Annotated in this window: 23 protein-coding genes; 9 read left to right on the top strand and 14 right to left on the bottom strand. The window is 69.3% G+C overall.

What is annotated here, in order from left to right; translation table 11 throughout:
* Positions 1 to 19: 19 nt before the first annotated feature.
* Both AB0M51_RS01365 and AB0M51_RS01360 read left to right on the top strand, forming a co-directional pair.
* Complete coding sequence (locus AB0M51_RS01365) at positions 20 to 535, top strand: SigE family RNA polymerase sigma factor (RefSeq protein ID WP_344191206.1); 516 nt, start codon at positions 20 to 22, stop codon at positions 533 to 535.
* On the top strand, positions 532 to 1,647 hold the full coding sequence (locus tag AB0M51_RS01360; RefSeq protein ID WP_344190121.1) for a hypothetical protein: 1,116 nt from the start codon (positions 532 to 534) through the stop codon (positions 1,645 to 1,647). Before AB0M51_RS01365 ends, AB0M51_RS01360 begins: the two co-directional genes overlap by 4 nt.
* Before the next feature lie 43 nt (positions 1,648 to 1,690).
* Here the strand turns inward: AB0M51_RS01360 and AB0M51_RS01355 are convergent, their stop codons facing one another.
* On the bottom strand, positions 1,691 to 4,690 hold the full coding sequence (locus tag AB0M51_RS01355; RefSeq protein WP_344190123.1) for a S8 family serine peptidase: 3,000 nt from the start codon (positions 4,688 to 4,690) through the stop codon (positions 1,691 to 1,693).
* A 27-nt stretch (positions 4,691 to 4,717) separates the two neighbouring features.
* On the opposite strand from AB0M51_RS01355, the gene AB0M51_RS01350 reads away from it, so the two are divergent.
* Together AB0M51_RS01350 and rpsT are read left to right on the top strand one after the other, a co-directional pair.
* Positions 4,718 to 5,266, top strand: coding sequence for an SRPBCC family protein (locus AB0M51_RS01350; protein ID WP_363747628.1), 549 nt, complete (start codon positions 4,718 to 4,720; stop codon positions 5,264 to 5,266).
* 147 nt (positions 5,267 to 5,413) lie between these two features.
* Positions 5,414 to 5,674 (top strand): 30S ribosomal protein S20, encoded by a 261-nt coding sequence (gene rpsT, locus AB0M51_RS01345; protein ID WP_131290686.1) that lies wholly within the window; start codon positions 5,414 to 5,416, stop codon positions 5,672 to 5,674.
* Positions 5,675 to 5,836: 162 nt separating this feature from the next.
* Here the strand turns inward: rpsT and holA are convergent, their stop codons facing one another.
* Positions 5,837 to 6,820 (bottom strand): DNA polymerase III subunit delta, encoded by a 984-nt coding sequence (gene holA / locus AB0M51_RS01340; protein WP_344190130.1) that lies wholly within the window; start codon positions 6,818 to 6,820, stop codon positions 5,837 to 5,839.
* A 70-nt stretch (positions 6,821 to 6,890) separates the two neighbouring features.
* On the opposite strand from holA, the gene AB0M51_RS01335 reads away from it, so the two are divergent.
* Positions 6,891 to 7,475, top strand: coding sequence for an isochorismatase family protein (locus AB0M51_RS01335; RefSeq protein WP_344190132.1), 585 nt, complete (start codon positions 6,891 to 6,893; stop codon positions 7,473 to 7,475).
* Here AB0M51_RS01335 and AB0M51_RS01330 read toward each other — a convergent pair.
* From AB0M51_RS01330 to AB0M51_RS01280, 11 genes are all read right to left on the bottom strand, one after another.
* Positions 7,452 to 9,863, bottom strand: a complete 2,412-nt coding sequence (locus tag AB0M51_RS01330; RefSeq protein WP_344190134.1) for a ComEC/Rec2 family competence protein — start codon at positions 9,861 to 9,863, stop codon at positions 7,452 to 7,454. The two genes, AB0M51_RS01335 and AB0M51_RS01330, sit on opposite strands and share 24 nt — an antisense overlap.
* Positions 9,864 to 9,882: 19 nt before the next feature.
* Positions 9,883 to 10,311, bottom strand: a complete 429-nt coding sequence (locus AB0M51_RS01325; protein WP_344190136.1) for a ComEA family DNA-binding protein — start codon at positions 10,309 to 10,311, stop codon at positions 9,883 to 9,885.
* 1,049 nt (positions 10,312 to 11,360) lie between these two features.
* Entirely contained in the window at positions 11,361 to 12,203 is an 843-nt protein-coding gene (locus AB0M51_RS01320; RefSeq protein WP_344190138.1) for a DegV family protein, read from the bottom strand.
* 812 nt (positions 12,204 to 13,015) lie between these two features.
* Positions 13,016 to 15,589, bottom strand: coding sequence for a helix-turn-helix domain-containing protein (locus tag AB0M51_RS01315; RefSeq protein ID WP_344191208.1), 2,574 nt, complete (start codon positions 15,587 to 15,589; stop codon positions 13,016 to 13,018).
* 158 nt (positions 15,590 to 15,747) lie between these two features.
* Positions 15,748 to 15,942 carry a hypothetical protein gene (locus AB0M51_RS01310; protein WP_344190141.1) on the bottom strand — a complete coding sequence of 65 codons (195 nt, stop codon included), beginning with the start codon at positions 15,940 to 15,942 and terminating at the stop codon, positions 15,748 to 15,750.
* A 99-nt stretch (positions 15,943 to 16,041) separates the two neighbouring features.
* The gene (locus AB0M51_RS01305) at positions 16,042 to 16,446 is read right to left on the bottom strand and encodes a YjbQ family protein (protein ID WP_344190143.1); all 405 of its coding nucleotides are present in this window, start codon (positions 16,444 to 16,446) and stop codon (positions 16,042 to 16,044) included.
* Positions 16,446 to 18,941, bottom strand: coding sequence for a leucine--tRNA ligase (leuS, locus tag AB0M51_RS01300; RefSeq protein ID WP_344190145.1), 2,496 nt, complete (start codon positions 18,939 to 18,941; stop codon positions 16,446 to 16,448). Before leuS ends, AB0M51_RS01305 begins: the two co-directional genes overlap by 1 nt.
* 144 nt (positions 18,942 to 19,085) lie before the next feature.
* The gene (locus tag AB0M51_RS01295) at positions 19,086 to 19,976 is read right to left on the bottom strand and encodes an AraC family transcriptional regulator (RefSeq protein ID WP_363747622.1); all 891 of its coding nucleotides are present in this window, start codon (positions 19,974 to 19,976) and stop codon (positions 19,086 to 19,088) included.
* Positions 19,973 to 20,740: a phytanoyl-CoA dioxygenase family protein gene (locus AB0M51_RS01290; protein WP_344190149.1), complete on the bottom strand. Its 768-nt coding sequence runs from the start codon at positions 20,738 to 20,740 to the stop codon at positions 19,973 to 19,975. The genes AB0M51_RS01295 and AB0M51_RS01290 overlap by 4 nt, the downstream gene beginning before the upstream one ends.
* Positions 20,741 to 20,837: 97 nt before the next feature.
* Positions 20,838 to 21,083 carry a hypothetical protein gene (locus AB0M51_RS01285; protein ID WP_344190151.1) on the bottom strand — a complete coding sequence of 82 codons (246 nt, stop codon included), beginning with the start codon at positions 21,081 to 21,083 and terminating at the stop codon, positions 20,838 to 20,840.
* A gap of 14 nt (positions 21,084 to 21,097) precedes the next feature.
* A complete protein-coding gene (locus tag AB0M51_RS01280) occupies positions 21,098 to 22,777 on the bottom strand; it encodes a sodium:solute symporter family protein (protein WP_344190153.1) in 1,680 nt (559 codons plus the stop codon).
* A gap of 166 nt (positions 22,778 to 22,943) precedes the next feature.
* Here AB0M51_RS01280 and AB0M51_RS01275 point away from each other — a divergent pair, with 166 nt between their 5' ends.
* From AB0M51_RS01275 to AB0M51_RS01265, 3 genes are read left to right on the top strand one after another with little or no spacing between them, the layout of a single operon-like run.
* Entirely contained in the window at positions 22,944 to 23,429 is a 486-nt protein-coding gene (locus AB0M51_RS01275; protein ID WP_344190155.1) for a hypothetical protein, read from the top strand.
* The gene (locus tag AB0M51_RS01270; RefSeq protein ID WP_344190157.1) at positions 23,426 to 24,544 is read left to right on the top strand and encodes a histidine kinase; all 1,119 of its coding nucleotides are present in this window, start codon (positions 23,426 to 23,428) and stop codon (positions 24,542 to 24,544) included. The genes AB0M51_RS01275 and AB0M51_RS01270 overlap by 4 nt, the downstream gene beginning before the upstream one ends.
* A 1-nt stretch (position 24,545) precedes the next feature.
* Entirely contained in the window at positions 24,546 to 25,181 is a 636-nt protein-coding gene (locus tag AB0M51_RS01265; protein WP_344191210.1) for a response regulator transcription factor, read from the top strand.
* On the opposite strand, the gene AB0M51_RS01260 is transcribed toward AB0M51_RS01265, so the two are convergent.
* Positions 25,170 to 26,174, bottom strand: coding sequence for an endonuclease/exonuclease/phosphatase family protein (locus AB0M51_RS01260; RefSeq protein WP_344190159.1), 1,005 nt, complete (start codon positions 26,172 to 26,174; stop codon positions 25,170 to 25,172). The two genes, AB0M51_RS01265 and AB0M51_RS01260, sit on opposite strands and share 12 nt — an antisense overlap.
* Before the next feature lie 154 nt (positions 26,175 to 26,328).
* On the opposite strand from AB0M51_RS01260, the gene AB0M51_RS01255 reads away from it, so the two are divergent.
* Positions 26,329 to 26,934, top strand: a complete 606-nt coding sequence (locus AB0M51_RS01255; protein ID WP_344190161.1) for a hypothetical protein — start codon at positions 26,329 to 26,331, stop codon at positions 26,932 to 26,934.

Here is a 26,934-nt window from a genome sequence, read left to right as displayed (position 1 = left end):
TAGCGGTGTGACGAATCCAATGGTGAGCATCAGCCGCCCGGCACCTGTGGACGCACAGGGAGCCGTTTCGGCGCTCTACCAGCAGCACTGGGTCGGGCTGCTCCGGCTTGCGGTGCTGATGGTGGACGACCGGCAGGCGGCAGAGGACGTCGTACAGGAGGCTTTTGCCGAGCTGTACCGGCACTGGCCGCTGAGGGGGTCCGATGCAGCCCTGGCCTACCTCCGTACGGCGGTGGTCAACCGCAGCCGGTCCGTCCTGCGACGACGCAAGGTGGCGCGGCTGTACATCCCGCCGCATCAAGCACCGAACGCCTCCGCCGAGAGCCACGCAGTGCTGGGCGAGGAACGCTCACAGGTACAGCAGGCGCTCCAGGCGCTGCCACGACGTACCCGCGAGGTGCTCGTGCTCCGGTACTACCTCGATCTGCCGTTCGCGGAGATCGGCCAGACTCTCGGGATCAGCGAATCCTCTGCCCGTGCCACCTCGTCGCGCGGCATCGCCGTCCTGACCGAACGCCTGAAGGAACTGCGATGACCGACACCGAGACGCGCCTCCGCGACTACCTCCACAGCCAGGCCGCCGCCGTTCCCGAGACCGCCCAGGGCCCGGGTTTCGAGCCACCGGCGCACCGCCGGCACTGGCCCGTACTGGCAGCCGCCGCGGCGATCGCCGTGATCGCCGTACTCGCCGCCTCGTTGCTGACCCGCTCCGGCAGCACCGTCGAACCGGCCCGGCCACCGGGGCCGCCGGTCTCGGGAGCGGCCCCGCAGGTGCCGTACACGGCCGGCAAGACTCTGCACGATGGCAAGCAGGCGGTACGGATCCCGGCAGGGCTCGGCCAGTACTTCTTCGGCCGGGTCGCCGGCGGCGGCTGGCTCGGCAGCCTGACGCCGGGCGTGGGCAAGTTCCAGGTCGGCGTCCTGTCGCCGAACGGAGCCCTCCGGCCGATCGGCCCGACCAGGTCGGGCAGTCAGGTGCTGTCCCCGGATCGCAAGCAGGTCGCGCTCTACCACTACCTGTCCAACACGCGAGGTCAGGTACTCGTCTTCGACCTCGCGTCCGGCAAGCAGGTCGCGCAGTTGCCGGCAGCGCCTGGCCAGCCGGACATGCTGGGCTGGAACCAGAACGGGCTGTGGATGAACAAGGGCAAGGCAGGGCTGGTCGTCTGGCAGCCTGCGACCGGCAAGCAGCGCACGGTGTCCGTCCCCGGCTTCAGCGGCACCGCGGCCATCCCGCCGGCGACCGGCACCGTCGTCCTGTCCGCCAAGGTCGACGGGAAGCGGTGCCTGCGGGCAGGTGTGCTGCGCGACGACGGGTTCAAGGTCCTGCGTGAGTACTGCGACAACGGCCCGGAGCTGCTCTACCCGCTGCTGTCGCCGGACGGCCGGACCATGGTCAACAGCGCGGTGTCGGAGGCCATCGACATCGGCACCGGGCGGGTCACCAAGCTGAAGCTGCCGAGCAGGATGTGGGACGTGTTGCCACTGCCGGTCTTCGAGAACGGCCAGGACCTCATCACGCTCACCGACGGCGGCGCCGGAGCCGGCGGCGTGGTCAAGCAGCAGCTGTTCCGCTGCGACGTCACTTCTGGGGAGTGCAAGCTCCTGATGAAGGACGCCAGCGACGTGACGATCCAGATGCCGTGAAAAAGGGCGGCCCGGCTGTGCGCTGGGCCGCCCTTGTGGTTCTTCAGCTGTCTACGCGGACCACGGTGTTGCCGGAGCCGTCTGCGCCGTCGGAGAAGTGCAGCTGCCCCAGGTAACGGGTGCCTGCGGTCAGGCCGGTCCAGTTGGCCGTGACACTCGCCTCGGCCGCTACCTGCACCTGCTGGGTGGCAGGTGTGACAGTCAGATTGCCTGCGCCCTTCTGCAGCTCCCAGTGGTTGAGCTTGACCTGCTGCTCGCTCGCCCCGGCGTACAGGTCGACGTACACGTCCACCGGACCGCCGGCGGGCTGCGCCAGGTTCACCTCTTCCTCTGCGGAGCCACCGGTGCTGCTGCCGAGCAGGGTCGTCGTACCCGCCTTGTAGACGAACACGTCCAGGTCGGTGCCGGCCGGGTAGTCCGCGTCGAACGTGGAGAACCTGGCGTACGTCGTACCCACCGGGACGTCCGCGGTGAACTTCGCGACGTGGTCGTTCACCTTGGGGGCGGTGGTCGGGAACGACACACCGCCCGGGTTCTTCAGCGTTGCCTCGGCGACCGTGGCCGGGTTCAGCCCCAGGGCCGTCGTGTTGAGCGTGCCGGTGTACCCAGCGGTGACCGGGACGCCGACGGAGCCCGCCGTACCGGTGCCCTTGACCTGGACGGGCGCCTTCACCGTGAGCGGCTTGATCGCGAGCGTGCTGGCGACGGAGTGCTTCGCCGACTTCCAGACCAGCTTGCCGAACGAGTACTGCTCGAGCGGGGCGCCGTTGTTCTCGATCGTGACCTTGTACGTCGTGCTGCGGCCCGGGAGCGTGACGAGCAGCTTCGGCGACACCGTCACCTTCAGGCCCTTCGCGCCCTCGACCTGCGGGAAGTACACCTCGGGGAGCCTGCCGACGTTCGTGACCGTCCGGGTCACGGTCTGCTTGCCGGCCAGGTCACCGATCGCGATCGTCGGGTAGTTGAGGTCGCTCAGGTCGATCTTGCCGTTCGCGCACAGCTCGTGTGTGCTCGGCACCTGACCGGACCCGCAGACGAACTTCGTCCAGTCCGTGTACGTCGAGTCGTAGACCAGGCCCGGGTCCATGCCGTACTTCGGCCGCACCTCGCCGGCGCCGTACCCGAACGGGTTGGCCACCGACCCGGAGTCGTTCTTGATCGGCTTGCCGCTCGCGTCCTTGTCGGTCGCGGTCGTCATCATCGCGGACTTGATCGCCATCGGGGACCAGGTCGGGTGCGCGCTCTTGATGACCGCGGCGATCCCGGCGATGTGCGGCGTGGCCATCGACGTACCGCTCATGAACGCGTACTCGCCGCCGGCGGCGCTGAACGCGGTCGTCGCGGCCAGCACATTCGTGCCCGGCGCCATGATGTCCGGCTTCAGCAGGTCGCCGTTGCCGGCCGGGGACGGGCCGCGGCTCGAGGAGCTAGCGACCAGCGGGGCGTTCACGCGGACCGGCGTACCGGCGCCGATCTTCGCGGTCGGGTTCGCCGTGCCGCCGACGTACGCCTTGACCTCGGCCGTCTTGGTGTCGTCCAGGTGCACGGTCGGGACCGAGTGCAGGTCCGCGTCCAGCGTGCCCGGGGTGATGTTCAGCAGGATCATGCCGATCCCGCCGGCGTTCTTCACCTGCAGGCTCTTGTCCGTCCGGGCGTTCACGCCGCGGTCACAGACGACGATCTTGCCCTTCACCTTGGCCGGGTCGAGCGTGCCAGCCTGGCAGAGCGTGAGGTTCGCCGGGTCGGCACCGGCCAGGCCGGCGTCCTTGGCCAGCACCACCGGAGCCTCCGGCGTACCGGAACCGATACCCGCGCCGGTGTAGGACTTGCCGTTCCCGAGCGTCACCGTGGTCTGGATGTCGCGGTCATGGGTGCCGTTGGCAACGGACGTGACCCAGGGGTACGTCTTGCCGACGGTCGCGTCGCCCGGACCGGTGTTGCCGGCGCTGCTCGCGACGAACACGCCCGCCCTGGCGGCCCGCAGGAACGCGAGCCCGGTGGCGTTCACGTACGTCGACCCGCTGCCCGAGATCGAGTAGTTGATGACGTCCACGCCGTCGGAGACCGCAGCGTCGATCGCGGCCACGATGTCGGCGTCCGTACCGCTGCCGCCGCCGGACGCGTCGACCGCCCAGAGCGCCTTGTAGATCGCCAGCCGGGCGTGCGGCGCCATACCGGAACCCTTGCCGTAGTCGCGACCCATGACCGTCATGTCGACGCCGTAGTCGCCGGCCGCCGTACTCGCGGTGTGGGTCCCGTGGCCGCCGTAGTCGCGCGGCGACTTGAACTCCGCCGGAATCGGGCGGTTGCCGATGCCCTTGTCGAAGTACCGCGCGCCGATCACCTTGTTGTTGCAGGTGACGGGCGCTTCCTCGCCGGCCTGGCAGGTGCCCTTCCACTTCTTCGCGACGATCGCGTCGGACTGCGCGGTGGTCTTCATCGGCGCGAAGCTCGGGCGCTCCGGGACGTACCCGGAGTCGATCATGCCGATGATCACGCCGTCGCCGGCCTTGTCGATCCCGCCGGCCTGCTGCCAGGCGCCGCCCTTCCCGGACAGGCCGAGGAACCGCGGCGTGTCGACGGTGTCGGCGTGCTCGATCTCGCTCGGCTCGACGCTCTTCACACCCGACGACTTCGCCAGCTTCACGGCGTCGTCGTACGACATCTCCGCGGAGAATCCGGCGTACGTGTAGTTGTAGTCGTAGAGCTTCTTGACGCTGGGGACGTCGGCGAGCACCGCGGTGCGCTCGTTGGCGAGGTGCTTGACGTAGTCGAGGACGGGCGCCGCGGTCTTCAGCAGCTTCGCGCCGGGCAGCACCTTGGTGGCAGCGAGGCCGGCGATGTCGCCGTCGTACTCCGCGACGGGTGCGTCGTCGAGCTGGACGATGTAGGAGCCGGTCTCGGAACGCTTCACGTCCGGATCGGACGCGGTCGAGGTCGGGGTCGGCTGGCTGGCGTTCGCGGCGTTCACCACCACCGGTACGCCGGCCGCGGCGGCGATCAGTGCGGTCGCGGCGATCATCGCCGGTCGCTTGCGGGTCACGGAGTTCCTCCAGGGCTTGGCGGAGCGATGGTGGAGCTTTGGGGCTCGCGGGGCCCTGAGTATGCCGGTGGGCGCCGACAGTGTCACGCTCAGCAGAGCACGAGACTGCCCAGAGCAAGGGAAAACCCGATGCCTGATCTGACCGAATCCATCGCAGTGCAGTCGTCCGCTGACACACTGTATCGATTGGTCACCGATCTACCGCGGATGGGTGAATGGAGCCCCGAATGCACGCGGGTGGTCTGGCGGGGTGCCGGGCCGTCGGTGGGCGCGCGGTTCGTCGGGTACAACCGGGCCGGGTTCGTCCGGTGGTTCACCTTCGGGAAGGTGGTGACCGCGGATTCGGCCCGGCGGTTCACCTTCGACATCAGCTTCGGGCCGATCCCGATCTCGCGCTGGGACTACGTGTTCTCCGGCACCGCCGACGGCTGCACGGTGACCGAGTCCTGGACCGACCAGCGCCCGGCGGTCCTGAAGACGCTGTTCCGGCCCGTCTTCGGCGACCGGACTCCGCGCAACGCCGAAGGTATCCACACCACGCTGCGCCGACTGAAGTCCGCGGCCGAGGTCGGGTGAGTTCTCCAGGTGAGTTCTCCGGGTGAGTTTGGAGGTGGGGGTCGCTTGTTGGTAATCTGGCTCTTCGCGCGCCCACGGGTGGTTGTTCAGTCGTGCGCCGCACCATATTCCGTAATGACCGCACACACCTGATCGAGGCTCTGCTCCGTGGCGAACATCAAGTCCCAGATCAAGCGCAACCGCCAGAACGAGGCTGCGCGACTTCGCAACAAGTCCGTGAAGTCGACCCTCAAGACGGCTGTCCGGCGCTTCCACGAGGCCGTCGAGGCCGGCGAGGCCGAGAAGGCCAACGACACCGCCCGCAAGGCCGGTCGGCTGCTCGACAAGGCCGTCAGCAAGGGCGTGATCCACGCCAACCAGGCCGCCAACCGCAAGTCGGCGATCTTCAAGAAGGCCGCGTCTCTCTGACGCCGCGGTCGCGTCCCTGACGCGATCCCGAACGATCGGCCCGTCCCCGCGACCGGCCGATCGTTTTTGCGTACCCAAAAGCCCTCCCCAACGCAGCCACCAGGCCTCCCCGCTGAGCCGCCGGGCTTTCGCGTTGAGGTACGGCTCGGGTGCTGAGGTTGGTTAGCGGCGGCCGTGGGCTCGGGTGATGGTGAGGACCATCCGCTCGAGGGCGTAGCCGGCATCGCCGGAGGCGCCCTTCACGTCGGCGTCGGCCTGGGCGACGGCCTTGATCGCGGCGGCCAGCCCACCGGCCGTCCACCCCCGCGCCTGCTGCTTGAGCTGCTTCAGCTTCCACGGCGGTACGCCGACCTCGCGCGCCAGATCCGCGTCCCGCATCCCGCCGGACGCGCTCGCGTACTTCGCCAGCCCGCGCAACCCGCCTGCCATCGCACTCGTCACCAGCACCGGGGCGACCCCACAGTCCAGCGCCCAGCGCAACTGCTCCAGCGCGGGCTCCGTCCGCCCGGCGATCGCCGCGTCCGCGACCGCGAAGCTGGTCACCTCCGCACGGCCGCCGAAGTACTGCCCGATCAGCTCGGCCGTCACGGCCTGCCCGCCCGAGTCCGACACCAGCTGCGAACACGCCCCCGCCAGCGCCCGCAGATCGTGTCCCACCGCGTCGACCAGCGCCGACGCCGCCCCCTCGTCGACCGACCCGCCCAGCAACCGGATCTCCCCTGCGACGAACTGCGGCAACTCCCACGCCTTCGGCGCCGTCGCGACGACCTCGTTGACCGATGCCTTCCGCAACTTGTCGAGGACGCCCTTGCCCTTCTGCCCGCCCGAGTGCACGAGCACGACGAGTACATCGTCCGACGGCGACCCGGCGTACTCGATCAGGTGCGCAGCCATCTCGCTCGGCAGGTTCTCGAGCGCCCGCAGTACGAGCACCCGCTCGCTCGCGAACAACGACGGCCCGGTCAGCTCCGCGAACACCCCGACGTCCAGCGTCGACGCGTCGAGGTCGGTCACCTCGACCTCGGAGCTGGTCTTGGACACGGCCGCGATCGCCGACCGCACCGCCCGATCCGCCAGGAACGACTCGGCGCCGGTCACCAGCAGGACATCACCGAGCTTCGGCGCAGAACCTTTACGAGCAGCCACGGGGCCAGCATCCCACGAGGCCCGGACAATCGGGGTGCGCACCCGTACCGGACCCGCCAGGATGAGCTCCATGACCTCCACGACGGACAAGCCGGCTCCCGACCTCTGCGATGGCCTGATCGTCGTGGACATGCAGACCGCCTTCGTCTCCGGCCCCGACGCGGTACCGGGCGCCGTCCAACTGCTGGACCGGGTCCGCGACCTCCTTGTCCGCGCCCGGGAGGCCGGCGCGGTCGTCGTACACCTCCAGAACGACGGCCCGCCCGGTGCCGACGACGAACCCGGCACCTCCGGCTGGGAGCTGTATCTGCCGGTCGAGGCCGGCCCGCGCGAACACGTCATCCGCAAGCCGCGCGACGACGGCTTCCACGCCACACCGCTGGGCGAGGTCCTGGTATCGGCCGGTGTACGCTCGCTCGCCATCTGCGGCGTCATGTCCGAAATGTGCGTCCGCGCCACCGCGGAAACCGCCCTCGACCGCGGGTACCAGGTCGTCCTCCCCCACGACGCGCACGGCACGTACGACGTCCCCGCTGTTCCCGGCGTCTCGGCTCTCGTCCCCGCCCACATCGCCTCCCGAGTGGCTGCCTGGTCCCTGGGCGACCAGATCATCAACACCATCCCCGCCTCATCAGTCACCTTCTGCACCTTCTGACGAACGGGTTGCCAGCGAGAGGTGGCTGTCGGAGTTGGTGACGACCAGCGAACCGCTCACGTTGGTGGTGGCTGTTCGGATCGTGGTGTGGGACAGGAGGTCCAGCGTCCTCGGCGCCGGGTGGCCGTAGTCGTTGTCGCGTCCCGCCGAGATGACCGCGAGCCGGGCGTCCACCGCGGCGATGAACGCCGGATCCTGCTGCGCCGAACCATGGTGCGGAACCTTCAGCACGTCCGCGTGCAGATCGGCCCCGCTCGCCAGCACGGCCCGTTGCGACTCCGGCTCCAGATCACCGGTCAGCAGGATCCGCAGACCGCCCACCTCAACCATCATCGCGATGCTCGCGTTGTTCTCCGGAGAGCCTTCGTCCGATGACGTCGCCGACGACGTACCCGCTGGTGGAAGCGCGGGCACCTTCGCCGGCCACAACGTCGTCCAGCTCACCTGACCGACGACCCGCTGCTCGTGAAACGCCACCGTACGAATCCCGACGCGGTGCTGCGTCGCGAGCTCCGTCACCCGGTCGTACTCCGCCCGCGGCGAGAAGTACGGCGTCACCTCGATCTCGCCCACCTGCCGTCCGTTCAGCACCCCGGCCAGCCCGCCGACATGATCGGCATGGAAGTGGCTGAGCACCAGCACCGGGACCCGCCGTACGCCGAGATCCTTCAGGCATCGGTCCATCGCCGCAGGATCCGGCCCGGTGTCGACCACCACCGCCGTACCGTCACCCGCCTTGAGCACCAGTCCGTCTCCCTGCCCGACGTCACAGACGACGAAGAGCCAGTCCCGTGGCGGCCAACCGAACGTGCCGATCGGCCGCAGGACGACGACCGCCAGCAGCACTGTCGCGAGCACCATCGCGATCGGCCGCGCCAGGATGCGGTGCAGGCCGAACACCAGCGCCAGGCAGAGCGCCGTCAGTACCACGACGCCGAACACCGTTGCAGGCCAGGCGCTTTCGGCCCCGGGCAGATCGGCACCCTCGCGCGCGACGAGGATGATCCACCGCGCGGGCCACCCGGCAGCCCATCCGACGAGCTGCGCCGGCCACGTACCCAGCAACGCGACCCCCGCCGCGACGAACCCGAGGATCGTTGCCGGGCCAACTGTTGGACCAGCCAACAGATTGGTCATGACCGCGACCAGCGAGACCTGTCCGGACAACCACGCGACGATCGGCGTACAGGCGAGCTGTGCCGCCAGCGGGCACGAGATCGCATCGGCCAACCACCCGGGAAGCCAGCACGCCAACGCATCCCGCCACCCGGGTCCGAGCAGCACGATCCCCGCGGTCGCGAGCACCGACAACGCGAACCCGGCCGACCGCGAGAGCGACGTGTCGAGCAGCAGAAGCACGATCACCGCCACCGAAAGACTGCGCACCGCCCGGCGCTGCCCTCCCCCGCCGGTCATCGCGGCCAACGCGATCAGTCCCATCGCGGCTGCCCGGAGCACACTGGGCTGCGGGCGGGCGAGTACGACGAACACGACAACTGTCAGTACGCCGACGACGGTCAGACCGCGGGCCCGTACGCCGATCAGTCGCGCGAGCGGGAGCAGGAACGCGAGCAGAAGGGTCAGGTTCGTCCCGGAAACAGCGGACAGGTGCGTGAGGCCGGTCGTTCGGAAGTCCGCGTTCAACTCGGGCGACACCCCGGAGACGTCGCCCATCACCAATGCTGGTACGAGTCCGCGCACGTCCTCCGGCTCGTGTGCCACGGCTTGCCGGAGGCCTGCTCGCACGCGCTCGGCCGCACGCAACCACCACGGCGGAGCGTCGACGACGCGAGGCGGTGACCGGGTCGAGAGCATCGCGGCGACCTCTCCACCGCTGTCGGCCCGCTCGAGCCGCCCACTCGCGTCGACGTGCTGCCCGTACCTGACGTCCTTCCACTTCGCGGTCCCGATCAGCAGCACCGGCGTACGAACACGAACTGAGGTCGCGCGTTGCCCCGTCCAACTGCGAACCTCCTCGACGGTCACCTTCACCACGACGTACGGCGGGCGCCTGGAACCGGTGCTCTGCTTGAGTGTCGGATCCCCGTCGATCCGCACCCGCACACCAGCCGTCGCAGAACGCCCCGCGAGCTCATACACCGGCCCGGCCCGCAACGTCGCGACCTGCAACGCAGCCGCAATCGCCAGTCCCCCAACAACAACCAACGTCCCCACCACGACCCACGCGACTCCCACCCACGCGGCTCCCACCCGCCGTCCCTGCACCAGCAGCAGGCCAACGACTGCCGCCGACACCAGCGCCACGCAGCCGACGACTGCGCCAACCAACGGACCCGGCCCCACCAGAACCGCCGCCGCCAACCACCCGACCCCCGCCGGCAGCAGCAACCGCATGTCCACCGGCTCGGCCGCGCCAGCTTCATCCACGTCGGCTGGAGCCGCCGGGTCAGATGCGGACATGGGACTTGAGGGAGTCGTACTTCTTGGGGCCTACGCCGGGGACCTCCTGGAGTTGGTCGATGGTGGTGAAGGGGCCGTTCTGGGTTCGGTAGTCGAGGATGCGTTGGGCCAGGACGGGGCCCACGCCGGGGAGAGTGTCGAGTTGGTCGACGGTGGCGGTGTTGAGGTCGACGGTGCTGCCGGGGGCTGATGTCGGGGCGTTGGTTGTGGAGGTTGCGGGTGGGCTGGGCGGTGGGGGTTGGGTTGGCAGGCCTACGTTGATCTGCTCGCCGTCGGTTACCGGGCGGGCGAGGTTGAGGGTGGTGAGGTCCACACCGCGGAGGGGCCCGCCGGCGAGGGTGAGTACGTCGGCTACGCGGGAGCCGGGTGGGGCGTGGACGAGGCCGGGGCGGCGTACCTTTCCGGCTACGTACACGACCAGCTGCGGTCCGGACGAGGTTGCGGCCCCAGGTGACTGAGCAGGGTCGGTTGGGGTTTGTGCAGCACCGGGTTGGGTGGATGCCGCTCCGGGCTGGGTCGACCCGGCGCCCGGTTGGGTCCATCCGGCACCAGGTTGGTTCGGTCCTGCGCCCGGTTGGTTCGGCCCACCACCAGGTTGCGTGGTACCGCCGCCGGGTTGCGTGGCACCGCCAGGTTGCGTGGCACCGCCGGGTTGCGTGGGGCCCGTGCCCCAGCCACCGTCAGGCTGGGTCGGGCCGGTGCCGGGTTGAGCGACGGGGGTGCCGGTGGTTGTGGTGCTGGGGTGGGTTTCGGGGATGGGGCTGGGGCGGGAGTGGACGAAGCTCCAGGTGGCCCAGGTGAGGCCCAGGACCAGGACGGCCACCAGGATCAGGATGTGGCGTGGGGTGAGGGTCCAGCGGGCATTGCGTAGGCGATCAGGTATTTGGTCCGGGATCCATCCACCGCGCACCTCATCACACTCCTCAGGGTCTTCGGGTGGGACTTCGGGGATGTGAGGGTCGGCATGCGTGGGCGGCCGCGTCGCCAGCCGGGAGAGGGCTCGAGCGCGGGCGTCCGGGGACGGGGGTGGGGGTGGGGTACGGCGGAAGACCTTCACGCCAGAGAACGTACGAGTCCGGCACCCCCTCCGAAGGCCCGACTTGAAACCTGTGGAGGACCGCCGCCCGCGCGCCGCGCGGATGGAGGCTGTCGTTCCGGCAAGCCTCCGAGACCCCCGCCCGCAAGTCAGGTCGCCTTTACGGAACTTTCCGGCCACCAGGCGCCGAATTTCTTCCGAGAAGCCGCCACCCCAGCAGGCCGCCACGCTCCGGAGGATCCAGACGCATGCTCCACGGAGTCCTTCGAGCATCTTTGAGAAGCCACCAACCGTTTCGGTGGCCTTGGAATGACCGGTGGCTTCTCAAAGATGCACCCACGCACAGGACACAAGAGCCGCTGTTGCCTGTTGTCAGTCACCATTGCTTGTCGCCGCGGCTCCACTCGGCGACCAGCTAGGCGGACGGGTCAGAGGGGGCTGACTACGACTGCCAGGAGGCCGGGGCCGACGTGGGCGCCTATCACGGCGCCTACTTCTCGGAGGACTACTTCCTCGGCCTGCGGGAGGCGACCGGCGAGGTTGTCGGCGAGGGTTTGGGCCTTTTCCAGGTTGGAGAGGTGGTGGACCGCCAACTGGACGGGAGTGTCGCCGGCGCGTTGGACGGCGATGTCGGCGAGCCGGGCGATGGCCCGGCTGGAGGTGCGGACCTTTTCCAGCGGGACGATGCGGCCGCCGTTGATGGTGAGGAGGGGCTTCACTGCCAGCGCCGTACCGAGGAGGGCCTGGGCGGCCCCGATCCGGCCGCCGCGGCGGAGGTACTCGAGGGTGTCGACGTAGAAGTACGTCGAGATGGTCTTCATCCGGGCCCGGGCCGCGGCTTCGACGGCGGCGGCGTCTTCTCCGGCGGCGGCTGCGGCGGCCGCGGCGAGGACCGGGAAGCCGAGGCCCATGCCGAGCGACCGCGAGTCGACGACGCGGACCGGGACCGGGGAGTCCTTGGCGCCGATCATCGCGGCCTCGAAGGTGCCGGACATGTCGCCGGAGAGGTGGATCGACACGACCGCCTCGGCGCCGTCGGCCGCGCACGCCGCGTACGTGTCGGCGAACGTCTGCGGCGCCGGCCGGCTGGTCGACACCGGCGTGAACGTCTTCAGCGCCTCGGCGACCGCGTCCGCGGAGGTGGCGCCGTCGTCGTACGACGTCCCACCGATCACGACCTGCAGCGGTACGACGGTCAGCGGGTGCCGGAGCAGCTCGTGCGTGGACAGACCGGCCGTGGAGTCGGTGACGACCTGCACGCGGGCTGCCATGCAGCGAGGTTACCGGACAGTTAATGTCGGGGCGCAGTGCCAAACTCCACAAGATGAGGGAGACGGCAGCAGAAGTCACGGAGCTGCAGGCGCTCATGGACGCGGTCTGCGGCTCCAGCCGAGCTGGATCGCTGCGTACGGCGACGAGAGCGAACTGCTGGCGGCTGAACCGGCAGCGAGGTGAAGGCCACCCCTCCCGGGGCCTTCACCTCGCTCGGGAACTTGGCCGGGCCGCTGGCGTCCCCTGTGCGTCAACAGCCCGGCACGTCCGGCTGCCTCCCCCTGGCTGTCAGCTGAAGTTGGCGGGTCCCCGGCGAGCTACTCCCCGTATCCGGTTCCGTACGAACCGGCCTGACCGCGAGCTCACCGAGGTCCCGGGAGGTCCCAGCAGCCGACACGCCGGCGGGAGACCTGGCCCGCCGGACACTCGCGTCAGCCGGGTCCCGACACTCGTCCCCTGTGTCGTGTGCCGGACCCGTTGCTGGGACCCCGCCCCGGAAGCAGTGCCCTGACGGTGCACCGCGCCCGGTACAGGCAGGACAGATCCGCATTCCACAGCACTCCGGAGCTCTCGGCCGCCGGCCGGCGCCCCCACCAACCAGCACCCGGAGGCCCTCCGCGTCGCCTTCGCCGGTCCGGTCAGTGCCGCGGTGTGCCATGGCCTCTTCATGGTGCACCGCCTTTCGCTGCCGTTTCCGGGGTCGGACTCTGCGTCCTGGAACCTGCCCTACGGCTGTAATTCTTCGTCCGGCAGCCATGTCAGGACGAGGCAGAACAACCGGCAGTTACCCGGCAGCTTCAGCCGATCGGCGTCACGAAAGAGCGGCGAGTACGTCGTTCGCCAGCCGCTGCACGGCGGCCGCCGGATCGGGCTGCGGCCACCCGTCAGCGACCGACGCGCTCTGGCACGACTCCTGCAGCACGGCCCAGGCCGTCGGCAGCATCGGCGGATCCATGGTCTGCTGCCACGCCAGCAGGTGACCGCATACCGCGTCGCCCGCCTCGGAGCGCCCGAGCGCGTGCAGCACGGCCACTGCTTCCGGCAGTACTTCGAGCAGGTACACGACCCGCCCTTCGAGCAGGAGCCGGTTCAGCGCGTCCAGCACCGCCTGCCGCGCCTGCTCGATCTCCCCGGCGGCCCGTGCCAGCCGGGAGCGGTACAGCATGACCAGGTAGTCGAAGTACCCGCGATGCCCCCGGATGTCCGCCTCGGCCTCGTCGAGCAGTGCGCGTGCCTCGTCGTACCGGCTGTCCTGGTACTCGACCATCGCGAGGCAGCTGGCCACCTTGGTGCGCTCCGGGTCGTCCGGCGCCTGGCAGTCGCGGGCAAGCTCAGCCCAGTGCCGTGCGCCGGCCAAGTTCCCCAGCTCCAGGTCGACCCGGCTGAGCGCTATGTAGCCGATCTCGTCGGGGTAGACACCCGGATTGACCAGCGCGGCCTCCCACGCGAGCAGGAGCTCCTTGGCCTCCACCAGCCGACCCCAACGCAGCAGTGCGAGCCCGCAGGTCGCCTGGACCGTTGTGGAGCGCTGGATGTCGCCGTGCTTCCGGGCGTCGTCCACCAGGGCCGGGATCTCCGCGAGGCTCTGTGTGTCGAGTAGGTGCGACCCGGAGGACACCCATCCGCCACGGGCGACCAGGCCCATCTCGGTCTCGCCCGGGATCAGCGTGCGCGCCGCCTCGTAGTGCCGCCGTGCCCCATGGATGTCACCGGTCAGGCTGGACAGTCGGCCCGCGATGGCGAGCAAGCGGCCGCTGGTCTCCTTGTCCGAGACGTTCGAAGCGCAGAGCGTTGCCCACCGGATCCCGCTCTCGGCAACGCTCGCCTGGTACTGCCAGGCGATCCGGAACCCGAGCACGATCCGCGCAGCCGTGTCCCAGTCCCCCAGCTCGGCGGCCCGCGTGAGCGCCACTTCGAACAGTGCCGAGTTCGCGTGCGCCGCCCGGTATCGCCGGTCGCGGTCCGGCGACGACCACGCGCCCTCGAGCCCCGCGACGTACGTCGTACACCACTCGACGGCCCGGTTCCGGAACTCGGTGAGGTCGTCCCCCTGCGACGACAGCCCGGCGTACGCGTGCTCGCGGATCGTCTCGAGCAGCTTGTACCGCGCGCCGTACAGCCGCTCGAACTCCGGCACCGGTTGCAGCAGCGACTTCTCCACCAGCTCGGCCAGCAGCATCGGTACGTCGATCTCGTGGATCGGAGCACCCGTACACACGCCGGCCACGGCCTCGAGCGTGAAGGGCGACCCGAGCAGCGACGTCCGGTACAGCATCTGCCGCGCCGGGTCCGACAGTCCGTCCACGCTCCACGCGATGGTGTCCGCCAGCGTCCGCTGATGCGGGGCACCGAACCGTCGCGGACCTGACAGCAGCCGGAACCGGTCGTCGAGCGCGGCCAGGATCGTGTCCACCGACAACGACCCGGCCCGCGCGGCAGCCAGCTCCAACGCCAGGGGCAGGCCGTCCAGCCGGCGGCACAGCCGCGCCACGGTCGGGGCGTTCTCGGGCGTCAGCGTGAAGTCCGGGCGCACGCGGGCGACCCGGCGGCAGAACATCTCCACCGCCGGCGAGGCGGCGATCTCCTCGAAGTGCTCGTCGTTCGCCGGTACGCCGAGCACCTGGACGCGACGGACCACCTCGTCCGGCAGTCCGAGCGGGATGCGGGACGTGACCAGGACGCCGACGCCCGGGAAGCTGCGGACCATCCGGTTCGCGACGGTCGCGACGCCGTCCAGCACATGTTCGGCGTTGTCCTCGACGATCACCAGGTCACCGGGACGGCGGCCGGACAGTACGTCGTCGAGGTCCGACGTACCGGGGGCGGTGCCGAAGGCATCGAGAATGGCCGACGTGACGGCGGCGTCGCGCTGGACGGTCGTCAGGTCGACGACCACGACGGTGGTGTCGGCGCCGGAGAACCGGTCCGCCGCCGCCAGCGCGAGCTCGGTCTTGCCGACGCCGCCGGGACCGACGAGCGTGACCAGCCGGTTCTGCCGGAGCAGGCCCTGGAGCTCGAGCAGTTCTTCCTCACGCCCGACCAGCCCGTCCGGGATCGGCCGGGTACCGCGCCAGCGCAGGCCGGTAGGCGCCGGGTCGGCGACCGACACGACCGGGGCGGGCGCGGGCGGGCGGATGACAGGCCGCCCGGAGCCGTGGCCCGCGGCCTGCAGGAACTCGGCCACGTCCTGGAGCCCCAGCGCGGACGCCAGCAGCCGCACGGAGTCCTTGCGCGGGCGGGCGACCCGGCCCGCTTCCATCTCTCGGATCGAGCGCACACTCAGCCCGGCCCGGTCCGCGAGTTCCTCCTGGGAAAGGCCTGCCTGGACCCTCAAGTCGAGCAGCAGTTCGGCGAAGCCTCGCCGATCACCTGCCCGGCCATCCATGTCCGACACAGCCCGTCACCCCTCTGGAGGCCTCACGTACCTGACACAACATAGCGTGACGGGCGTCCGGTTCGCCGGACTACCCGGCGCGCGAGATGGGGTGCGGGTCACACGAAACGGACCCGAATCAACTGATTGCGCGATCAGAAATGCGCGTTTCAAGCAGTCGCGCGAACTGAGTGTGTTTCATTCTCGGCGGCGTACAGAGAAAGCACGTCGGCCCAGTCGTCGAGCCGGGCACTGGTGTCGGCGCGGCCGGAATCTGCATTCAGCAGGCTGCCGTCGCAAATCCCGCGGGTAGCGCGAACCAGGAGCTCGACGGTGACGTCGCGCAGGGAGTCCAGGGCAGCCATGCGGCAATTCAAGCGGAGCCGTGTTTCGCAAACGTAACGCCGCCACCAACATCACAATAAGTCACCAAAATACGGCGACGGTTATTACCGGGTAGTCCGCTAACCGGCCAGGAACGACAACCGGACCTGCCGGTCGGGATTGTCCCGATTGGTGTCGACCAGGCAGACCGACTGCCAGGTCCCGAGCGTCAGCCGGCCGGCGAGCACCGGAACGGTCGCGTACGGCGGGATCAGCGCCGGCAGCACGTGGTCGCGCCCGTGGCCGGGCGAGCCGTGCCGGTGCCGCCAGCCGAAGTCCCGCGGCAGCAGGTCCTCGAGGACTGCCAGCAGGTCGTCGTCGCTGCCGGCACCGGTCTCGAGGATGGCGACGCCCGCGGTGGCGTGCGGTACGAACACATGCAGCAGCCCGTCGCCGCGCCCCGAAACGAACTGCTCACAGCGGCCCGTGAGGTCGAGAACGACCTCCCGGGAACCGGTGTGAACCTGAAGAACGACGGAATCCATTACGCCGGGACGATGTTGACCAGCTTCGGCGCCCGCACGATCACCTTGCGGGTGCCGCGGCCGTCCAGCGCCTTCTGGATCGCCTCGGACCCCAGCGCCAGCTGCTCCAGGTCGGCGTCGGTGATGTCCGGCGCGACCTCCAGCCGGTCCTTCACCTTGCCGGCCACCTGGACCACGCAGGTCACGGTGTCCTCGACCAGCAGCGCCGGGTCGACCTTCGGCCAGCCGGCCTTGGCGACCGTCGGCTCGTGGCCCAGCTCCTCCCACATCTCCTCGGCCGTGTACGGCGCGACCAGGCTCAGCAGGATCGCCACGGCCTCGACGGCCTCGCGGACCGCCGGGTCGGCCGCGCCCGGTCCGGCGTCGATCGCCTTCCGGGTCGCGTTCACCAGCTCCATGATCCGGGCGACCATCACGTTGAACCGGTGCGAGTCGATCAGCTCGGCCGCGTCGGCCACGGTCCGGTGCGTCAGCTTGCGCAGCGCGACGTCGCCGGTCGAGGGATCCGAGCCCAGCGGCGCCTCGACCGCGCCGGCCAGCCGCCAGGCCCGTTGCAGGAACTTCAGCGAACCGCCCGGCGACATGTCGGCCCAGTCGATGTCGTCGGCCGGCGGACCCGCGAACACCATCGTCAGCCGGACCGCGTCCACGCCGTACTCGTCGATCATGTCGCCCAGGTTCACGCCGTTGCCCAGGGACTTGCTCATCGCCTTGCCCTGGTTGATGACCTGGCCCTGGTTCAGCAGCCGGGTGAACGGCTCCACCACGCTCAGCATGCCCATGTCGTACAGCGCCTTCACGAAGAAGCGCGCGTACATGAGATGCAGTACGGCGTGCTCCTTGCCGCCGACGTACTGGTACACGGACATCCACCGCTCGGCCGTGGCCTGGTCGAACGGCCCGTCGGTGTACTCCGGCGACAGGTAGCGCAGGAAGTACCAGGACGAGTCGACGAACGTGTCCATCGTGTCGGTGTCGCGCTCGGCCTTGCCGCCGCACTTCGGGCAGTCGACCTCGACCCAGTCACGGGCGGCCGCCAGCGGCGAGACGCCCTTCGGCTGCAGGTCGGCGCCGCGCAGGTCGGGCAGCTCCATCGGCAACTGGTCGTCCGGGACCGGGACCTCGCCGCAGGACGGGCAGTGGATGATCGGGATCGGGCAGCCCCAGTACCGCTGGCGGCTCAGCAGCCAGTCGCGCAGCCGGTAGTTGATCGTGCGCTCGCCCAGATCCTTGCTCTCCAGCCAGTCGATGATCCGGGACTTGGCCTCGGCGACCTCCAGCCCGTCCAGGCTGATCTCGTCGTTCGCGCTGTTGATCGCCGGCCCGTCGCCGGTGAACGCCTTGCCGTCGAAGTCCGCCGGGGGCTGCACGGTGCGCACGATCGGCAGGCCGAACTTCTCCGCGAACTCGTAGTCGCGGGTGTCCTGGGCCGGAACCGCCATGATCGCGCCGGTGCCGTAGTCGGCCAGCACGTAGTCGGCGGCCCAGATCGGGATCCGCTGCCCCGTGACCGGGTTGATCGCGTACGAGCCCAGGAAGACGCCGGTCTTCTCGCGCTCGGTGCTCTGCCGCTCGATCTCGGTGGTGGCCTTGACCTTGGTCAGGTACTCGTCGAACGCGGCCTGCTGGTCCGGCGTGACCAGTTCGGCGGCCAGCTTGGCGTCCGGGGCGACGACCATGAAGGTGGCGCCGAACAGCGTGTCCGGGCGGGTGGTGAACACCTTGATCGGCTCGTCACGACCCTCCACCTGGAAGTCCGCGAACGCGCCCTCGGAGCGGCCGATCCAGTTCCGCTGCATCAGCAGGATCTCTTCCGGCCACTGCAGCAGCTCCATGTCGTCCAGCAGCCGCTGGGCGTACTCAGTGGTCTTGAAGTACCACTGGGTCAGCTCGCGCTTCGTGACCTCCCAGCCGCAGCGCTCACAGCGCCCCTGGACGACCTGCTCGTTGGCCAGCACGGTCTGGTCGTTCGGGCACCAGTTGACGTACGACGCCTTCCGGTACGCCAGGCCGCGCTCGTAGAAGCGCAGGAACAGCCACTGCGTCCACCGGTAGTACTCCGGGTCCGACGTGTGCAGCCGGCGCGACCAGTCGAAGCTCAGCGCGTACCGCCGGATCGACTCCGCCTGGGTCTCGATGTTGGCGTACGTGTACGTCGCCGGGTGCTCGTTGCGCTTGATCGCGGCGTTCTCGGCCGGCAGCCCGAACGAGTCCCAGCCGATCGGGTTCAGGACGTCGTACCCCTGCTGGAACCAGTAGCGCGCCAGCACGTCGTGCAGCGCGAACACCTCGCCGTGGCCCATGTGCAGGTCGCCGGACGGGTACGAGAACATCGTGAGCGCGTAGCGACGCTCCGCCGAGCCGTCGTCCTTCGCCTTGAACGGGTCCAGCTTCTCCCACACCGGGCGCCACTTGGCCTGCATGGCGTTGAAGTCGTAGCCACCCCGGTCGATCGGGCCATCGATCGAGTTGTTGGCGTCCACCTGCTCGCTCACGGTCCTACTCCTGCTTCGTGTCTGTGTTGAGCCTAAATCTGCCAGAAATGAAAAATCCCCTCACACAGGAGGGGGTGCCGTACTGACCTGGTGCCAGTACGGCTAAGTAAGGAGCAGGCTCACTCGCATACGCTCAGGGTAGCACTAGAGGAACTCGGTCCCTCCGGTCCGCCGATGCTCCCCAGGTGTGCGGCCGTACTTGCGTTTGAACGCGGTGGAGAACGGCCGTACGTCGGAGTACCCGCAGGCTCGTGCTACGTCCGTGACGGACAGGCTGTGGTCCAGCAGCAACTGGGCGGCCAGCTCGAGGCGCAGCCTCCACAGCGTGGACATGATGGAGTCACCGGTCTGCTGGGTGAAGAGACGCTCCGCGTGGCGCTCGGAGAGGTGTGCTGCCGCTGCGACGTCCCTCACGGAGATCGGACGGGACAGGTTGTCCCTGAGGTGGCGCTGCATGGCTTCTACCACCAGGGGGCCTCTGTCGCGGCGCACTGGTTCGACGGCCAGGTCCTCATCCAGTGCGAATGCCCGCGCCGTCTCCATCACGAGCGTGGAGCCCAGAGCTGTCAGAGCAGCTCCGTAGCCGGACACCGGGTCGGCAGCCTCCCCCGCCAGGGCTGTGATGAGGGCTGGCAGGGCGCCTGTTCTGGTCGACATGACAGGACCGTCAGTACGCGTCAGCCCGGACCACCAGCCGCGCTCGTCGGAGCCAGGGCGGAACGTGAAGCCCCAGAACGCGATCCCCAGCGGCTCAGCGTGCGACGACTCGATCTCGTGGACGTCACCCGGACGTGCGAGAAACACCGAGCCCGGCTGCACGTCGTACTGCACAGAGCCGTTGTTGAAGCGGCCCTCGCCCGAGTACGCCAGGCAGACCTCGTGGAACGAGTGGCTGTGCCAGTAGTTGCGCCAGTACTCCGGCTGGTAGTGCCCCCAGCTCAGGAAGTCCGCGCGGAAGCCGTCGACCTCGCAGGACTCCAGGAGCCCTGCGAGGTCGACGAACCGGTCAGCACTGCCTACATCGGCGAGCGTCAAACGGCACTCCTGCCAGTGGGGTCGACTCCACGCAGCATCATGCCCTGACCGAGCGACCAGTCGTGGGTCTTCACCGTCGGCGGGTCCGACGGGTCGCGGTACTGGACCAGCCACGTCGTACGGGCCTCGTCGCTGGTGTTCACGCCGGACCCGTGCACGGTCAGGTACGTGAAGAACAGCACGTCGCCCGCCTCGGCCGGCTGCGGCGTCGCCTCGTCGAAAGCAGGCTCGAGAAGGTGGTACGAGCCCTCCGCCTCGTGCTCCCGCGGCCCGGACTTGTGGCTGCCCGGGATGACCCGCACGCAGCCCTTCTCGACCGGGGCGTCGTCGAAGTGGAAGATCGCCGCCCCGACCCGGTGGTACGTGTGCGGGAAGAACGGGTGGTCCTGGTGCAGCGGGAACGGCGAGCCGTTCTCCGGCGGCTTCACGAACAGCTTGGTGTGGTGCAGCTGCACGTTGTCCACACCCATCACCGCAGCGGCCACGTCGGTGAACCGCGGGTCCACCAGCAGCTTCGCGAACTCGGCGTCGTAGAACTGCGCGTCGTGCAGGTGCTGCAGCTTCGTCGGCGCCTCGGACATGTCCTTCGCGGCTCCCCAGGTGGGGTCGTCGCCACGGTTCAGCTGCGCCAGCAGGTCGTGGCTGCGCTTCCGGTAGTACGCCGCTTCTTCCTTGCTGAGCAGGCCTTTCACCAGTACGAAGCCGTCGGCGGCGTACTGCTGCGCGAGCGACGACAGCTCGGGCCGCTCGGATGTGATCGTCATCTCGGAGTACCTCCTGATCGGGTACTCCGAGCCTACGAACCACGGCGTCCGGGCGGGAGGACCCGACCGGACGCCGATGTTCGTCAAACGGACATGCTCACTGGTCGTCCGGGCTCTCGTCGGCCACCGCGATCGGCCGCAGCCGGGCCCAGAGCACGAACAGCGCGGCGAACACCAGCATCCCGATGCCACCCCACAGGTTGATGTTGATCCCGGCCGCCTTGTCCGTCTCGGCCTGGCTGCCGGTGAGTCCGAGGACCGTCAGCACCACGCCGTAGATGCCGACCAGCAGCGCGATCACGACCCGGATGTCGAACGCTCCGGCCTTCTTCTTCTCCGCCATCTCACTGCTCCTTGTCAGCCGAAGATGATGTTCAGGGCGATGGTCATCGCGAGCGAGATGCCCGCCAGCAGCACCGGCTTGCGGTACCAGCCGCCGTCGCCGGCGACCGCCACCTCCGTGCGCTGTTCCTTCGGGGTCAGCGAATACACCAGCCCGACCAGCTCGGTGTCGCGCTTCGGCGTCGTGACCAGGCTGACCAGCACACTGACGACGATGTCGACCGCGAAGGCCGCACCGGCGCCGACGAAGCTCGCGCCCTGGCCGGGCAGGTTGATGACGCCGTTCTCGGACAGGATGAAGACCAGGATCGCGGTCGCCGTACCGGTGACCAGGCCGATCCAGCCGGCCGCCGAGGTCATCCGCTTCCAGAACATACCGAGGATGAACGTCGCGAACAGCGGCGCATTGAAGAACGAGAACAGCTGCTGCAGGTAGTCCATCAGGTTGCTGTAGCCGGAGGCGATCGCCGCGGTGCCGATCGCGATCAGCGTGCCGGCCACGGTCACCCAGCGTCCGGTCCGCAGGTAGAAGTCGTCCGGGCGGTCCTTGATCACGTACCGCTCGATGATGTCGTACGACATGACCGTGTTGAACGAGCTCAGGTTGGCCGCCATGCCGGCCATGAACGACGCCAGCAGACCGGTGATCGCGAGGCCGAGCATGCCGTTCGGCAGCAGGTCGCGCATCAGCAGCAGGATCGCGTCGTTGTAGTCGACGTCACCGCTGCCGTTCGCCTTGAACTGCGCCAGCTCCGGCACGGTCACCGCCGCGATGATGCCGGGGATGATCACGATGAACGGGACGAACATCTTCGGGAACGAGCCGATGATCGGGGTCCGCCGGGCCGCCGACATGTTCTTCGACGCCATCGCCCGCTGCACCTCGACGAAGTTCGTCGTCCAGTACCCGAACGAGAGCACGAAACCGAGGCCGAACACGATCCCGATCACCGACAGGAAGCTGTTGCCGAACCCGCTCAGCGCGTTGCCCGGCCAGGCGGACATCTGCGACCCGCCGCCCGGCGACGCCGTCACCTTGTCGACCAGACCCTGCCAGCCGCCGACCTTGTGCAGGCCGACCAGGGTCAGCGGCAGCAGCGCGGCGACGATCACGAAGAACTGCAGCACCTCGTTGTAGATGGCCGCGGACAGTCCGCCGAGCGTGATGTAGCTGAGCACGATCGCGGCGGCGACGATCACCGACACCCAGATCGGCCAGCCGAGCAGGACGTTCACGATGGTGGCCAGCAGGAACAGGTTCACGCCCGCGATCAGTACCTGCGCCAGGGCGAAGCTGATCGCGTTCACCAGGTGCGCGGGCTTCCCGAACCGGCGGAGCATGAACTCCGGCACGCTGCGGACCTTCGAACCGTAGTAGAACGGCATCATCACGACGCCGAGGAACAGCATCGCCGGGACCGCGCCGATCCAGAAGTAGTGCACGGTCGGCATGCCGTACTGCGCGCCGTTGGCGGACATCCCCATGATCTCGATCGCGCCGAGGTTGGCCGAGATGAACGCCAGACCGGTGACCCAGGCGGGCAGCGAGCGGCCGGAGAGGAAGAAGTCCAGGCTGCTCGACACCGCGCGTCTGGCCAGGTACCCGATGCCGAGCACGAAGACGAAGTACAGGGCGATGATGACGTAGTCGATCGCCGTGGCGTCCAGTCTGAGGATGGATTGTTGCGGAAGCATCGGCCCTCCGGATCGTCGGCTGTGACGGATCGTGTTGTTACCGACCAGGAACGTTACTCCTACTTTCAACCACGCGTTGGCCGACCCGGCGCCGGACCGGTCTCCACCCGGATCTCCACCCCTGGTCGGTCCTCACCGAGGGCAGGCCCGGCCTACCGTCCGTGACATGAGCCTCGGAACGTTGCCCAACGCACTCATCGTGATCGCCGTCGTGGTCGCCGTCCTCGCCCGGCGCCTGTCGTGGTCCGAGCTGGAGAACTCCGACACCGACGTCTGGCGCGGGCCGCTGGTCCTGATCGGCGTCGGGGTTTACCAGCTGTACAACAAGCACGTGCCGCTGGGCGTCACCGGTGTGACGCTGCTGGTGGTCGGTGCCGCGCTCGCACTCGTCGCCGGTGTCGCGACCGGGCGGGTCGCCCAAGTCGAACGACGCGCCGGGAAGGTGTTCTACCGGCTCGGTGTGCCCGGACTCGGCATCATGGTGGCCTATCTGGTCGTCCGGCTCGGCCTGGCGGGCGTAGGGCACCTGGCCGGCGTACCGTCGGCCGGCGGCGGTGCACTGATGCTCTCGATGGGCGCGAACCTGCTGACGCAGTCGATGATCATCCAGAGCAAGGCCGGCCACACTGCTGAGGAGTACAGCAACCAGTGAAGCTGAAGGCGCTGCTGCCGCCCCGTCCGCACGGTGAGGCCGGATGGATCGGCCGCGTGCTCACAGCCGGCGTAGCGATCGCCGTACTGGTGACAGCACGTCCCGCGGACGCCTGGGTCTGGGCTGTCCTCGGTGTGACGTTCTGTGTCTTCCTGGTCGGTTCGATGCTGATGGCGAGCCGGCCGTACGTCGCGTTCGGGCTGCTGGCCGCCGTCGCGGTCTGCAATGCGGTGATCGCGGGGTATCCACAGTCGAACGCGTTGGTCCTGGTACTGGTGGCGATCACCGACATCGCCGTGATCGACTTCAAACGGCACGGCAACCGCCCGATCATCGCCGCCGGCCTCGGCGTCGCGGCCGCGTACGCGGTGTCGGCGTGGCTGTTCGACCAGTCGGACAGCTGGTACTTCACGCAGCTCCTGTGGGCGGCGGTGCTGACCGCGTTCGGGCTGAACCGGCGGCAGTACGAGTCGCAGGCGCGGCAGACCGAGCAACTGCTGGAGCAGACCCAGCTGGCGCAGAGCGAGCATGCCCGCGCCGCGGCACTCGAGGAACGCGGGCGGATCGCCCGCGACCTGCACGACGTACTGGCGCATTCGCTGGGCGCACTGAGCGTCCAGTTGGAGGTGGCCGAGGCGTTGCTGGCGGAGCGGTCCGACACGGAGGGGGCGCTCGAACGGGTACGTCGTTCGCGCAAGCTCGCGGTCCAGGGGCTGACCGAGGCGCGGAGCGCGGTGGCCGCGCTGCGGGCGGATGAGGTGCCGGAGCTGCCGGCTGCGTTGGCTGCGCTCGCGGAGCAGCACGAGAAGGACCACGGCACTGCCGTGCGACTGACGGTCAGCGGTCACAAGAGGCTCGAGTCCGGCGTCACGGTCGCCTTGCTCGGCGCGGTCCGCGAGGCGCTGACGAACGCGGCCAAACATGCACCCGGTCGGATTGTTGACATTCGGCTTGTCTACGACGACGGCGTACGCGTGTCGGTGCGGAACAAAGGGGTCACCTCCGGCGAGGGTTTCGGGCTGGCCGGGATGCGGGAGCGACTCGCGCTGGTGGGTGGGACACTGACCGCCGGTGCGGACGGGGACGACTGGTTGGTGGTGGCGGAGGTTGAGTGACGTGATCCGGGTCGTGGTGGCGGACGACCAGCAGGTGGTCCGGGAAGGCCTGGTCGCACTGCTCGGGCTGATCGACGGCGTCCAGGTCGCGGGGGCCGCCGCGAACGGCGTCGAGGCCGTCGATCTGGTTGCCCGGGGCAACGTGGACGTCGTGCTGATGGACCTGCGGATGCCGGTGCTGGACGGGATCCAGGCGACCGCGCGGATCACCGCCGACCACCCGGGCGTCGCCGTACTGGTGCTGACGACGTACGCCGACGACGCCTCGATCGCGAACGCGCTCCGGGCCGGCGCCCGCGGCTACCTGACCAAGGACGCCGGCCGCGCCGAGATCGGCGCCGCGCTGCGGTCGACCGCGGCCGGTCAGTCGACGTTCGACCCCGAGGTCTCCAAGCGGCTGATCGCCGGGCTCACGCCGACGGGTGATGCCGGCAACGACGGCCTCACCGCACGCGAGACCGAAGTGCTGAAGCTGATCGCCCGCGGCCTCAGCAACCCGGAGATCGCCGGCGAACTGTTCATCAGCGAGGCCACCGTGAAGACCCACATCAACAACACCTTCGCCAAGATCGGCGCCCGGCACCGCGCCGAGGCCGTCCGTTACGCGTACCGGAAAGGCATCGTCTCAGAGGCGTAGCTCGGCGACGACCGGGCGGTGGTCGCTGCCGGTCGGGCTCATCACCCAGGCCTTGGTCGGGGTGATGCCGCGGACCAGGATGTGGTCGATCCGCGCCATCGGGAACGCCGACGGCCAGGTGAACCCGAACCCGGTCCCGGCCGCGCCCTGCGCCGACCGCAGCCCGACGGTCAGCGGGGCGAGGCTCCGGTCGTTGACCGTCCCGTTGAAGTCGCCCATCACGATCACCGCGGACGACTTGTCCGCCGCGATCTGCTGCCCGAGCTCCTTGATCGTCTCGTTGCGCTGGTCGGACGTGAACCCGCTGGTCCCGACCCGGACCGAGGCCAGGTGCGCGACGTACACCGCGACCGTCCCCTTCGTGGTCCGGACCTCGGCGCGCAAGGCACGCGTCCACGCGAACCCGACGTCGACCGACTTCGTCTCGACCACCGGGTACTTCGACCACAGGGCGACCGTGTCCCGGGTCACCTCGTACGGATACGTCTTCGCGAACGACGCCTTGTAGATCTTCAGGTCCGCCGGGGTGAGCTCCTCCAGCGCGACCACGTCCGCGTCCGCGCCGAGCAGGTCCTTCGCGGTCTGCTTCGGATCCGGGTTCGCCGCGTCCACGTTGTGCGTCAGCACCCGGAGGTCGTACGCGCCGCCGTTCACCTTCCCCGGCAGCAACAGGTGGCCGAACATCAGCCCCCAGATCACCGCCGGCAGCAACAGCGCGACGCCGGCGGTCGCGGACCGGCGGACCAGCGCCGCGACGCCCAGCACGGGTACGGCGACGCCGACCCAGGGCAGGAACGTGTCCAGCAGGCTGCCGAGGTTGCCGACCGAGTTCGGCACGCTGCGGTGGAAGATCAGGACCAGGCCGGCGAGAATCGCCAGCACGGCGATCACCCAGCCGCGGCGCCACGTGCCACCGGTCTTCTTCCGCCGGCGCGCTGCTGTGCGCGTCGGCGGTCGCGTACGGGTGGCGACGGCGGTCTGGCGGTCCGGCATGCCTGCGATTGTTGCGGACAGCCGGGCCGGACCAAAGCCCGTGCCCCGTCAGGTACGGCGATTTCATCCGTACGGACGATCACCCGGCCACCGGAATGATGAGGATTCCGTGAGGGGTCTGGTGCCTTCGGGTGAGCTCACCCACAATGCCGGTATGCCGATCAGCGAGCCGTTCGTGGTCAGACGCCACGGCCTGGGTACGACGAAGACCGCGCTCGCGCTCGGCACCGCGGTGTTCGGCGTGCTGGTCCTGCTGACGCTCGGGATCGTCGTGGTGCAGACGATCCGCGGGGCCTCGGTCCGCGGGCCGCTCGAGGCGTTCTGGCTCGGCTGGGGCGGTACGCCGCTGATCTTCGCGGTCGGCCTGCCCGTACTGCTGCTGGTCGGCGCGATCACCGCCCTCGAGGAACGCCGCGAGCAGGACGCCGACGACGTACTGCTGACGGTCGACGACGCCGGGATCCGGCTCGGCGGCGATCAGCCCCGGACGATCCCGTGGGGCGAGATCCGTGGCGTGTGCCGGGTGGAACGCCACGAGGTCGACGACGCCGGCGAGGAAATCTGGGAGCCACGGCTGGTCGTGATGCTGCTCGACGAGGACGCCCTCCCCCGCAGCACCAGGGCCTGGGGCCCGTCCTGCCCGTGGCCCGGCACCCACGAGATCCTCGGACGCACGCTCCCGTACGACGAACTCGCCACCGCGGTCGCCCGCTGTGCGCCGAACGTCCCGGTCACGAACCGCGGCCGGGTGGAGGACTGA

It is taken from the genome of Kribbella sp. NPDC051137, from assembly GCF_040682535.1.
Taxonomy (GTDB): domain Bacteria; phylum Actinomycetota; class Actinomycetes; order Propionibacteriales; family Kribbellaceae; genus Kribbella; species Kribbella karoonensis.
Note: the sequence above shows the minus strand (reverse complement) of the source record. Positions and strands in the feature narration are given on the sequence as shown.